11 protein-coding genes are annotated in these 12,486 nt (G+C 34.8%); 6 read left to right on the top strand and 5 right to left on the bottom strand.

Features of this window, described 5'->3' with window-relative positions:
- The first annotated feature begins 47 nt into the window (after nt 1–47).
- From AB3K27_RS09550 to AB3K27_RS09525, 6 genes are all read left to right on the top strand, one after another.
- Entirely contained in the window at nt 48–1,118 is a 1,071-nt protein-coding gene (locus AB3K27_RS09550) for an ABC transporter substrate-binding protein (protein WP_368490957.1), read from the top strand.
- Between the two features lie 83 nt (nt 1,119–1,201).
- Nucleotides 1,202–2,269: a FecCD family ABC transporter permease gene (locus AB3K27_RS09545; RefSeq protein WP_368490956.1), complete on the top strand. Its 1,068-nt coding sequence runs from the start codon at nt 1,202–1,204 to the stop codon at nt 2,267–2,269.
- Nucleotides 2,266–3,051, top strand: a complete 786-nt coding sequence (locus AB3K27_RS09540) for an ABC transporter ATP-binding protein (RefSeq protein ID WP_368490955.1) — start codon at nt 2,266–2,268, stop codon at nt 3,049–3,051. Before AB3K27_RS09545 ends, AB3K27_RS09540 begins: the two co-directional genes overlap by 4 nt.
- Before the next feature lie 41 nt (nt 3,052–3,092).
- On the top strand, nt 3,093–4,175 hold the full coding sequence (locus AB3K27_RS09535; RefSeq protein WP_368490954.1) for an ABC transporter substrate-binding protein: 1,083 nt from the start codon (nt 3,093–3,095) through the stop codon (nt 4,173–4,175).
- A 41-nt stretch (nt 4,176–4,216) separates the two neighbouring features.
- Nucleotides 4,217–5,284 (top strand): ABC transporter substrate-binding protein, encoded by a 1,068-nt coding sequence (locus tag AB3K27_RS09530; protein ID WP_368490953.1) that lies wholly within the window; start codon nt 4,217–4,219, stop codon nt 5,282–5,284.
- Nucleotides 5,285–5,398: 114 nt separating this feature from the next.
- Nucleotides 5,399–6,346 carry a substrate-binding domain-containing protein gene (locus tag AB3K27_RS09525; RefSeq protein ID WP_368490952.1) on the top strand — a complete coding sequence of 316 codons (948 nt, stop codon included), beginning with the start codon at nt 5,399–5,401 and terminating at the stop codon, nt 6,344–6,346.
- Between the two features lie 6 nt (nt 6,347–6,352).
- Here AB3K27_RS09525 and AB3K27_RS09520 read toward each other — a convergent pair whose 3' ends face one another.
- From AB3K27_RS09520 to vnfD, 5 genes are all read right to left on the bottom strand, one after another.
- Nucleotides 6,353–7,693: a nitrogenase component 1 gene (locus tag AB3K27_RS09520; RefSeq protein WP_368490951.1), complete on the bottom strand. Its 1,341-nt coding sequence runs from the start codon at nt 7,691–7,693 to the stop codon at nt 6,353–6,355.
- Nucleotides 7,678–9,204: a nitrogenase component 1 gene (locus AB3K27_RS09515; protein WP_368490950.1), complete on the bottom strand. Its 1,527-nt coding sequence runs from the start codon at nt 9,202–9,204 to the stop codon at nt 7,678–7,680. The genes AB3K27_RS09520 and AB3K27_RS09515 overlap by 16 nt, the downstream gene beginning before the upstream one ends.
- A 112-nt stretch (nt 9,205–9,316) precedes the next feature.
- Nucleotides 9,317–10,702, bottom strand: a complete 1,386-nt coding sequence (locus AB3K27_RS09510; protein WP_368490949.1) for a nitrogenase component 1 — start codon at nt 10,700–10,702, stop codon at nt 9,317–9,319.
- Nucleotides 10,703–10,725: 23 nt separating this feature from the next.
- The gene (locus AB3K27_RS09505; protein ID WP_368490948.1) at nt 10,726–11,064 is read right to left on the bottom strand and encodes a Fe-only/vanadium nitrogenase subunit delta; all 339 of its coding nucleotides are present in this window, start codon (nt 11,062–11,064) and stop codon (nt 10,726–10,728) included.
- An 8-nt stretch (nt 11,065–11,072) separates the two neighbouring features.
- Nucleotides 11,073–12,461: a nitrogenase vanadium-iron protein, alpha chain gene (gene vnfD, locus AB3K27_RS09500; protein ID WP_368490947.1), complete on the bottom strand. Its 1,389-nt coding sequence runs from the start codon at nt 12,459–12,461 to the stop codon at nt 11,073–11,075.
- Between the last annotated feature and the right edge of the window lie 25 nt (nt 12,462–12,486).

Genomic DNA, 12,486 nt, shown 5'->3' with positions numbered 1-12,486 from the left:
AAATGACACTATTAATGTATATATAAACGCATAAGGGGGGATTAAAAATGATCAAAAAAATAAGAACAATCATACTTGGATTAACTCTTATTATACTTACTGTTAGTGCTACTGCCTGTGGTAGTAACACTACTGCTAAACAAACAACATCGGAAACTAAAAAAACTACTACAGAAGTTACTGATATGGCTGGACGCAAAGTTAACATACCATCTCAAATTAATAAGATCAGCTGCATACATCCTATTCCTTCACATATGGTCTGGAGGTTGGCACCAAAAAAATTGGCCAGTATTGATAATCAATTTAAGGATCGACTATTTTTTATAAAGGATGAAGAAGTTAAAAGACTCACCAGTCTTCCTATAACAGGAACTTTTAACACTGGAGATATGAATAGAGAACAAATGCTTACCATAAAACCAGACATTATTATATCTTTAAAGAAAGATACAAATCTTGACAAAGAACAAAAGGATTATTCTGCTCCAGTAGTTGCAGCTTCAAAGGACAGTCTTCTAGATTATGAAGAATCTTGGAGACTTATAGGCAAAATAGTAGGAAATGAAAAGGAAGGAAATGAACTAGCGGATTACTGGCATAGGACCATTTCCCAAGTTACAGATAAAACAAGCAAAATTCCTGAAAATGAAAAACTGAAAGTGTATTACGCTCAACCTGATATAAATAAAACAGTGGGAACAAAAAGCATCATGGCCTCAATTATACGTGATGCAGGAGGAATAAACCTTTACGATACTATTTCAATATCAAAAGCAGACGAACAAAATGAAAGTATAACTGCTTCTATGGAGCAAATCCTTAAATTTAATCCAGATGTGATTATAACCAAAACCTCCGGAGCACGTGATGAAATACTTTCAAGTCCCCAGTGGGAGGGTATAAATGCTGTAAAAAATAAACGCGTTTATGCATCTTTAAAATACGAAATGTTAGATAGAATTCAGTCATTAATGGGCCTAGTATGGACAGCAAATACTCTTTATCCTGATAAAGTAAAACTGGATATTGATAAAGAGGTTAAGACTTTTTATTCAAAAGTGTATTTGTATGACAACATAACAGATGCGCAAATACATGAGAAAATTACCAAATAACTTTAAGTGAGCAAATTTCATTTTATATATTTACAAATGGTTTTGCCCATTTAAAGTAATATAAATCAAAAAGGGTGATTAAAATGAAAAGTGCAAGTGAAATATCAGCATATATACCTAATTCAATAAAAAAAGAAAAAAGTCAAAAAAATAATATTATAATTATTCTGTCTTTAATGCCTGTAATTGCCTTCATATTGTCTCTTACTCTTGGAAGATATGGTATTCCACTTTCCCAATTATTTGATATTTTTACAGGCAAGCTTTTCAATCTTCCTATAACCTGGCCTCAAACTGTAGAAACGGTTTTATTTCAAGTTCGTATTCCTAGAATTATTGCTGCCATGATGGTGGGAGCTGCCTTAGCCACAGCAGGTGCCACATATCAAGGGTTATTCAAGAATCCCATGGTTTCTCCAGATATTTTAGGTGCCTCTGCCGGTGCAGGCTTTGGAGCTGCTATTGCTATTTTAATGTCTTTCAACATTGTAGGCATACAGTTTTCTGCCTTTTTAGTAGGACTCGCAGCTGTAATCCTTACATACACAATCGCCAGTATTATAGGCAGAGGAAATAATGCTATTTTAGTACTTGTACTTACAGGAATGGTCATTTCCACCTTGTTTTCATCTTTTATTTCCATTACTAAATATGTAGCTGATCCGGAAAGCAAATTACCGGCCATTACTTTCTGGCTTATGGGAGGCCTTTCTTCTGTCAGTACAAGAGATGTAATAATTCTAATTATTCCACTAATTTTAGGAATCATTCCCATATTGCTTTTAAGATGGAAACTCAATGTTCTCTCTTTTGGAGAAGAGGAAGCCCAGGCCATGGGAATAGACACCCATAAAATTCGTATAATAGTCATCATTTGTTCAACTTTGCTTACAGCATCATCTGTATCAGTCAGTGGGATGATAGGCTGGGTAGGACTTATTATTCCACATATTGCCAGGCTCCTAGTGGGACCTAATTATAAAGTTTTATTACCAGCATCTATGCTTATCGGAAGTACTTTTCTACTTTTAGTAGACGATGTAGCGCGCAGTGCATTTACTGTAGAAATTCCCCTTGGAATACTTACAGCCATTATAGGTGCACCTATATTTATTTATTTACTTCTAAAAGGAAGGAGAGGTTGGGTATGAAGTTAGAAGTTAAAAATGCCGTTTGCGGTTATGGCTCTAAAACTGTGATTAAAGGTATATCGGTAAAAGTAAAGTCAGGAGAAATATTATGTTTGCTTGGACCTAACGGTGTAGGTAAGACTACATTTTTTAAAACTATTTTAGGCTTTTTAAAATTACAAGGTGGAGAGATTATTTTAGATGGAGAAAATATCAATAACTTGTCTAGGAAAAAACTAGCTAAAGCTATTGGCTATGTGCCTCAAGCCCATACCCCTCCCTTCCCTTTTTCTGTACTTGATGTTGTTACCATGGGGCGTACTGCTCATTTAGGAGCTTTTGCATCACCTTCAAAAAATGATATAGCTATTGCAGAAGAATCTCTAGAAACTTTAGGAATATCATTTTTAAAGAATAAAATTTATACAGAAATCAGTGGAGGAGAACGGCAGATGGTTTTAATAGCAAGAGCGCTAACCCAGCAGCCAAGTATTCTTGTTATGGATGAGCCTACTTCTAATTTAGATTTTGGTAACCAAATCAGAGTACTTGAGCAGATCAACTCCCTGGTAAAAAAAGGCTTAGGAGTTATTATGACTACACATTTTCCTGATCATACTTTTCTCTGTTCCAGCAAAGTAGCATTGATGCAGAAAAATAATATATTTACTGTGGGCAATGTAGATGATGTGGTTACGGAAGAAAATTTAAGGTCAGCTTATGGAGTTGATGTAAAAATTACCAGTACAGTAAATAGCCAAGGTAAACCTATAAAGGCATGTATACCTTTGTTAACCAACTAACTATTGCTAGAAATTAATAGATAATTAGGAGTGATTACAATATGAAGAAAAAATCAGCTTTAATATTGTTTAGTATTATACTAGGAGTTTTTGCATTGATTGGGTGCAGTAAACAAATATCCAAAACTCAAACTTCTACTAAATCTGACAAGATAACAGTTACAGATTCAAGCGGAGCCAAAGTAGAAGTGCCTGCTAATATTTCTCGTATTGCCGATGCCTGGGGAGCTCACAATGCAGTGGTGACAATGCTTGGATCTGGAGATAAAATAGTGGCAACTACCCTTAATGCCGAATTAAAACCCTGGCTTTTTAAAGTAACTCCTAAAATGAACAATGCAGTTACTGCATTCAGTGTAGATGCAAGTAGCATAAATATGGAAGAGCTTATTAAAACTAAACCAGATATTTTATTTATACCTACAGGAAATAAAAATATTAGCAAAATGTCAGATTTAAAGATTCCAGTTATTCAAGTTAGCTTTAAAGATTTTGACAGTTTAAAGAAATGCGTAAAGCTTACAGGAGATATTCTAGGAGAAGAAGGTAAAAAAAGAGCTGAAGAATATACCTCCTATTTAGATAAAAAAATAAATATGTTAACCAGCGTAACTTCTAAAATACCTGAAGACCAAAAACTTAAAGTACTTCACCTATCAGATCTTTCTCCATTAAAGGTAGATGGAAAAGGAACAATAATCGACTCCTGGATACAAATAGCAGGAGGTATAAATGTATCCTCCGATATTGACGGTAATACCAAAGAAGTATCCATGGAGCAAATATTAACGTGGAATCCCGATGTTATTATAGTAAGCAGCACAGTGGGTAGTGCAGATAGAAAAGAAAGTATTAATAAAATATTAAAGGATGAATCTTGGAAAAAAACAACTGCAGTACAAAAAGGAAGGGTATATGTAAATCCCGACGGAGTTTTTTCCTGGGATAGATATAGTGCTGAGGAAGCCCTCCAAATCCAGTGGGCAGCAAAGACCTTATATCCCGAAAAGTTCCAATCTTTAGATATTTCCAAAGAAACTAAATGGTTTTATAAAACATTTTTCAATTACTCTCTTTCAGATAATGAAGTTGAAAGAATTTTAAATGGACAAGCGCCACAATAAACTGATTAATTTACGAATTATGTAAGGAGATGTGTTCAACTTTGAAAAAACAGAGTTTTAAACTATTAAATTTATTTTTAATAATACTGACTTTAGTGCTGTGGTCAGCAGGATGTACAAATAAACAATCTGAACAAACCCAGAGTGAGAGTACACAATCTGCTAAAAAAACTATTACGGATATGTCAGGAAGGAAAGTAACCCTACCTTCCCAGGTCAACCGAATAGCCATAAATGGAACGGCAATGACTCAATTAGCAGTGATGATAGGAGGTGCTGATAAAATAGTTGCAACATTGCCTTCTATTAAATCCAATCCCTGGTATATAAAAATTTATCCTAAAATAGAAACAGTATCGGCACCTTTTGACAAAGAAGTAAATATTGAAGAACTTATTAAATCAAAACCAGATGTAGTTGTATTATGGTCGGGCAAAGAAGCACTTCAGAAAAAAATAGAACAATTAAGTATACCTGTAGTTATAATATCCTACGATACACCAGAAGAACTTAAAAAGTCTGTAACTTTAATGGGGAATTTACTTGGAGAAGAAGAAACTAAAAAAGCTTCTGAATTTTGCTCCTATTATGATTCTAATATAAAACGTATTACTGAAAAAACTTCATCTATTTCTGACAATGACAAGTTAAAAGTGTATTATTCAGCAGATAGTCCTTTAAGTACCGACGGAAATAACTCAATAGTTACTTCCTGGATAGAAATAGCTGGTGGCATAAACACAGCTGCACAAAATGGAGTTACAGGTATGTCTCAAACTGTTTCTATGGAAAATGTAGTCCAATGGAATCCTGATGTAATTATAGTCAGAGATGCACCTAACAAAGATGCAATTTTAAAAGATGAGCGATTTAAAGACATTAATGCAGTTAAAAACAATAAAGTTTATATAAATCCCAAAGGTGTCAATGTGTGGTGTGCAAGAAGTGGTGATAATGCACTACAAGTATTATGGGCAGCTAAAACTTTATACCCTGACATGTTTACAGATATAGATATGAATAAAGAGGTAGAAGAATTTTACAAAACATATTATAATTATAATGTAAACAGTGAAGATCTAGAAGATATAATGAATCCTAAAAAATAAATAACATTAGCCTTGCAAAATACTATGAAATAGTAGATAATATGTTTAATGATTACTGCTTTAGTTTAAAGTAGTTCAATTCATATCATTTTATTAAAAAGGTGGATCATTTATATGAAAGATAAAACATCATTATCGGCACAAGAAGTAGCCGAACTTTTAGATATATCAAAAAATACAGTATATGATTTGATTAAAAAAGGTGAATTGCCTTCTTATCGCATTGGCCGAAAGGTTCGTGTTGATATTGAAGATGTTGAATATTATAAAAATAAAAGCAGAACTAATAATATTAAAATTATTAATACTGTTATTGAACATAAGACTCAAGTACCCCAGCCCCCATTATCTGAAGACAAAAATTTTATAATATGCGGTCAGGAACTGCTTCTTGATGTATTGACACAGCATCTGGGACATTATCCAAATGAATTTCAAGTACTGCGAAGATATATAGGAGGCTATGATGGATTGATAAATCTATATAAAGGCAGTGCTTCTGCTACTTCTTGCAATCTATGGGATTCAGACAATAACATCTACAATATACCCTACGTCCGCAGATTAATACCTGGTGTTCCCTGCATAATTGTCCGTCTTGCATGTCATATGCAGGGTTTTTATGTTTTCAAAGGAAATCCCAAAAATATATCCTCATGGGATGATTTAGCAAGGTCTGGCATTGTTATGGTAAATAGGGAAAAAGGTTCCGGTGTACGTATACTTATAGACGAACAATTTAGGAAACTTGGAATATCAGGAAAACTTATCAATGGTTATGATGTAGAAGTTTTTTCTCATTTTGCTGCAGCCAGTGCTGTATCCAGGGGTGAGGCAGATATTGCTGTGGGAACCCAGAAAACCGCTTCCCAGGTGGAAAATATAGAATTTATACCAATACAGAAACAAAAGTGTGATTTAGTTATTAAAAAAGAAGACTTTGATTCTCCAATTATTCAAGCAATAATTTCCGTTTTAAATTCCCAGGAATTCAAAATGGAAATTCAAGGTATTGACGTATATGATACAAGTGAAACAGGAAAAATTATAGGAGAAAGCTAGTAAAAATTATTCATATTGTGCCGAGCTAATCTCCTTTGAACGGTATGCCCTTTCCCAATCATTGCCCATGATCTCCAGTATATTGAGCATACCATCATATCCAAAATATGCTCTATCCACATATATATCTCTATTTGTGGGATTTAAAACATCAAAGGCAACTTTTATTCCTATTTCTTCTGCCATATATTTTTCCCAGGCAGAACCAATAACTGTATCAACATGAAAGTCACTTAATCCTTTTTTAATCTGATATCCATCCACAGAAAATGCTACCTTGGGTGAAATACCCAGGGTGCTTAGCTCCCAGTTGAGTACTTTTTTTGCTTCTTCCCTACCTGATTTTATCATTATGATTTCAGGAATCATTTCTAATTCTTTAAATAACATTCTCACAAGGCCAATTCCTATAGTGGCGTCTGCAGATATGGCAATCCTGCAGTTCCGATAACGTGGAATTATCATAAGTGCCCTCTTTCTCAATAAACTTATTACTTTTTCTTCTCCCTCTTTAATTATTTGTTCCGCTTTATCTTCAACACCAAAGTACATACCTATTGCCCTAAGCCACCTGGCAGTATTTTCTGTGCCAATAGGCAGTGGAATATCAGAAAGAATTAAAGGTATATGATGTATCTTCTCCATTTTTTTTGCAAACTGATAACCTGCATCATGGCTTAAAAGTATATTAGCTGATGCTGAAGCTGAATTTTCGATTTCTTCCATGGAAGTATTATGCGGAAGAACTGCCTGAACATTTATCCCTAATGAATTTAAAGTTTTAATTACCCAATTTAAATCTTCCCACCATGTAGGATTTAAATTTGCCTGCGGTGATATAATATTTACACTATTTCTGTATTTCTTTTCACTTTTCTTTATAAGAGGTATAATGGCATTTAGCGCTATATCCTGTCCATCATAACTGTTGCCTCTAAATCCCCCTGCAACTATAGGTATAAGTCTTGCCTTTACCTCGGGCTGCATACTTTTACATATCCCTCCTATATCCTCACCAATTATATCCGCAGCACAGGTACCCACCACGAACATAGTTTTAGTATTAAAAGTATTGTCTGCATCTTTTATAAGCTGCTTAAGTTTTTCTGAAGCTCCCATAATAACATCTGTTTCAAACAAACGGGTACAGCCTATTTTTCTCCTGGTAAAATCTATCTCATGTAAATCATATGCATTCGCCACTGTTGCTGCACAACCTTGTGGTGAATGAATAACAATACTCACATCATCTATTCCCGCTATTACACTGGCAACACCTTCAAGAGCACATCCTAAAACCGGATCCTTGCTGTGCTCACAATTATGGAATTTCAACTCATCATACATTTGCCTCTCCTCCTATGTGCATATACTGTACAATCAGGCATATCTTGCCCTAGCTTAGGCGTTAATGATTGGATAGATGCAAGGCCCGACTTTTCAGGAAAAACCATTCTTTTAGATAATGAACTCCTTGGCCTAAAAGAATATTCCAGTGCTGTTTTAACACACTTAGCCACTTTAAGTGCCCCCCTAAATCCAAATCTCGGACGATTTAGTATAGCATTTAAATCCACCAAAGGTATGGTTGGAAAGCTGAGAGAAGAACCAAAATAAACAGCTGAATCCTCACTGAGTCCCCCAAGAAAGGCCAGCAGTTCCTCTTCCGTCTGCTTCATGGATTCATATTTACCAAAAGCAATAGTACCTTTTGTAATTAAAACCTCAGGATCCAATCCAGTTTCTAACAAATAATCTATACTGGTTTCCCTTGCCTCTGTACTCCAAGGATGAAAATTAAATATAACCGGACGCATTCCAAGATCACGTTCAAGCATATGTGCAATGGATAATGATTTAATAGCATCATGTCCCTCAACAATAGCCAGTTTCCCTTGAAGAAATTTTTTAGCTTCCTCAAATTCATCTTTTATTTCATTATATTCTCTTTCTATTAAATCTTCAGTTTCTTTTTCCATTCCTAATTTTTTAGCTGCACCTTTTAACCATTTTTTAGTGGCACTAATACCATAAGGCAATATTGTGGAGTTTAATGGAGTTCCATATTCTCCTAACATAGCGTTTCCTATGGCATAGCCTAAATCAAGACAAAGAGTACAATTTACAGCAACACTCGGTGCTCTTTTAATTTCCTCTAAAGTACAATTACCTGCAATAACTGAATTAACTTCTGCACCCATTCCCTTTATCAATCTTACCAATTCTTTTACATCTGTATCCACTTCTGTTCTTTCAGGTCCCATTTTACCCCCTACAATATTCACAGAATGTGCCAATTTAGCTTTTTCTTCTTCAGTAGGAGGGTCCATGAATCTTACAATTTGTTTAAATACCAGATCAAATCCACTTCTGTATTCTCCTGCAAATCCTTCACAATGTATAGGCATTATTTTGGCATTTATCTCATCCTTTATTTTATCTGCCACAGCATCCACATTATCTCCAATAATTCCAGTTGCACAGCTGGTAGCAATAAAAATTACATCCGGATGATATTTGTCATCTACTTCTTTAATGGCTCCTTTTAACCCTTTCTCTCCCCCATATATTACATATTTTTCATCCATATTGGTACTGACTACTGCCTCATAAGGGGCACCACTGTTTCTACTGTTTGTTAACTTATATGATTGTTTAACTCCATAGGCACATCCGCTGGGGCCATGGGCAATGACAATGGAATTTCTTATACCACTCAAAATTTTTGTAGCTGTCCAAAATTTACACGGACGGGTATGACTGCCCTGCAGATTAGTTTTAATTTTGCCTTCTTTAGCTAGACGGTATAATCTACTCAATTTACCATGAAAAACAATACTATCATTTATACTATTCAATAAAATGCACCCCCTGAGAATTTAATTAATTGAGCATATTGCCCATTAATAACTAATTGATTTTTAGTCAAATGGGCAACATACTTAAAATTACCAGTTTATTGATTATGAACTACCATGTATTTAAAATCCATTCCCTATCATGCTTGTTTTCCATATCAGCAAACATGGTGTTAGCAATCATGTCAGCCAGCAGCATAGCACCTTTGTATCCAATAACAGGCTGTCTCCATAAACCTGACCTATCGAAAGTCGGGAATCCCACTCTAACCATAGGAATTTTATAATCTATTGCCATAAATCTGCCTTTAGAATGTCCCATGATTAAATCCACCTCTATTGATTTATCCTTCAATCTGCGCTCTAATTCCCACAAATCGGAATTCCATATTACTTCTATATCACAATTTGCATTTTCTTCTATTTCAGTTAATCTTTGATCCTTCTGATAAGCCTTGTTATCATCTCCCAGTAAAAGAAGTACAGGCTCTAATTCACATTCCAAACAAAACTGTGCAAGTCCTATAACCAAATCAGGATCACCATAAATTGCAACTTTTTTATTTGCAAAGAACATATGCGCCAGATTTACCATAGTATCAATAGCTAATCCACGTTCTTCAACTAATGATTGCGGTATTGGTTTACCTGTAAACTTACTGATATTTTTCAAAAACTTATCTGTATTTTTTATACCAATAGGTATATCTTCAATTACTGACGGAACTTTAAATTTTGTTTCAAGCAGCTGAGCTGCGGCACCGCCTTCGTATTTACACAAGGCTATAGTACCAAGAGAATTTGCAGAATCTTCTATATCCTCTACTGTTGTATTCCCATATGCAAATCTGGATTTATCCGGCATAATCGGTGTCATAAATGTTTCTGTATCTATAAGTATATTTCCCTCTACGTCCATTTCTTTTAATATATGCTTAATTTCAGCTACATCACCGGGATTCAGCCACCCAGTTATAATATTTAATTTACCATTTGGCTCCCCCTTTTTTGCTAAAGCATTGACAAATGCTTTTATAGCTACATTATAACCCTGAACATGACTTCCACTATAACTTGGGGTATGAACTGGAATAAGATTAACTTTTCTGTCAGGATGTGATTTTTTTAGCTTCCTATTCATAATTTCCACTATACCTTCAATATCATCACCTATGGTTTCAGTTGAACAGGTAGTAACAATAGGAATTATTCTTAAGTCTGGATACCTGTCTACAAGCACCTGAATTCCTTCTTCAGCATTTTTCTTTCCACCGAAAACAGCTGCATGTTCATGTATGGAAGATGATGCCATTTCAAAATTTTCTTTAAAATGCTGTGCAAATAACAGCCTGACAAACATTGAGCATCCTTGTCCACCGTGCACTAAAGGAATGCAGTCCTTTAATCCGATAGATGCAAACTCTGCACCACAAGGCTGACAATTGTAGATTGGATTTACTATTCCCGCCCGTTCTTTTTCTTTTATTTTTAAGGACATATTATCACCTCTATTCTAATTTATTAATAATTTGGATTCTTTAATTCAGCATTTAATGACCTTGTTACAACTACATCTAACAATTTTGCCTGAAGGTCATTAATTACAGATTTTTTTTCTGATTCATCAAGTTCTAAAAACCACGGAAACTTCTTTTTTATAACTTCTGAAAATGCCTTTGCCTCAGTATAGAAATATTTATTCATTAATGTTTTATCTTTTACTTGCTTACCTGTACAAATTTCAAATGTAGCATCCAAAATTCCTTTTATATTCTCTTCTCTATCCCAGGAACGAGAATAAAATTGCCACAAATAACGTTCTTGAATAAATGAAAATAATTCTTCTACTCTATTTTTCATAGATATGCCTACACCTCTCTTATATCTTCTCCGGCAAGTTTCCAAAGTGGAGACCTTGTAGCATTATATACATCCCTTGCCAAATTTACAAAACCTTCAAATCCCATGTAAGGTCCATTGTGATATGCGTGTCCATTAATATATGGTATATGCAATTTTTTAACTAAGTCACCAACTCTAGGACCAGTAAATATCACATCCGGTTCAATTTGCTCTAAAACTTCAAAAAATTCCAGCTCATTGGCATCATCTAAATAAATTGCCCCGGTTCTTCCCCTTGCAATTACTTTTTCAAAATCTTCCTGATGTCCAAATTTTGAAGACATTGCTACAACTTCAACACCCAGGTCATCTTCAAGGGATTTTGTCCAGTGCCATAATCTTGGTCCTCCTGTCCATATACAAGCTTTCTTACCCTTTAATTTTTCCTTGTACCAGTCAAGTTTTGGCTTCCATTTTGCATATTCTTCTGAAATTAGCTCCTCTACTTTATCCTCTATTCCAAAGAATGTCCCTATTTTTCTCAGCCCTTCTGCAGTATAATCAAAACCCCATGAATCAATATCAATACGAGGAATATTATATGTTTTTTTCAATTCATTGGCTATATACCCTGCAGACCTGGCACAGTTAACCACACTTAGCTGAGCTTTATGCATGGACCTGAGGCCATCATAGGTACCATTACCTGTAAAATGGGCTATCACCTGGATTCCCATCCTGTCAAGATATCTGCTTAAAACATAGCTGTCTCCCTGAATATTATAATCTCCAATAAGATTTATGGTATATGGACTTTTGATTTCAGGTTCAAATGTTCCTACCTTTTCATGCATCCAGCTAATATTGAATACATGGTGTCCTTTAGACTGGCTAACTCCTGCAAATCCAGCGCATTCTGAACAAAATATGTCTACGTCCCCTAACTCTTTTTGTACTTCTCTTGCAACCGCTTTTGGGTCATCCCCAATTAATGCAGTGGCACAGGTGGTATAAACTATCATCCTTTTTATATCCGGAAATTCAGCAAAAGCTTCCAGCATACTTTGCTTTAATATTTTTTCTCCGCCAAATATAACATGCTTTTCTTTAACATCTGTAGACCATGCATGTTTAAGTTGAAAATTATCATTGTCACTTGGATAACGCTTTGTGTGCCATGTATTATATGCACATCCAACAGGGCCGTGAATTAGCTGAATTGTATCTTTAAGAACTCCCCCTATAACAAGTTTTGACCCGCAAAAGCTGCAGCCCCTTTCAGAAAGTGTTCCTGGAATAGTATTTATATTTGCATCAGGTAAAAACATTGTGGTATCTTCTCCAGGCTGCTTTACATAACAATGTCTTTTTCGCTCTGGAATAGTTTCATCACATTTAAATAGCTTTAATGGCATTTTTTACATACCTCCTTAATTTTTA

Source organism: Clostridium sp. BJN0013 (assembly GCF_040939125.1).
Taxonomy (GTDB): Bacteria; Bacillota; Clostridia; order Clostridiales; family Clostridiaceae; genus Clostridium_B.
Note: the sequence above shows the minus strand (reverse complement) of the source record. Positions and strands in the feature narration are given on the sequence as shown.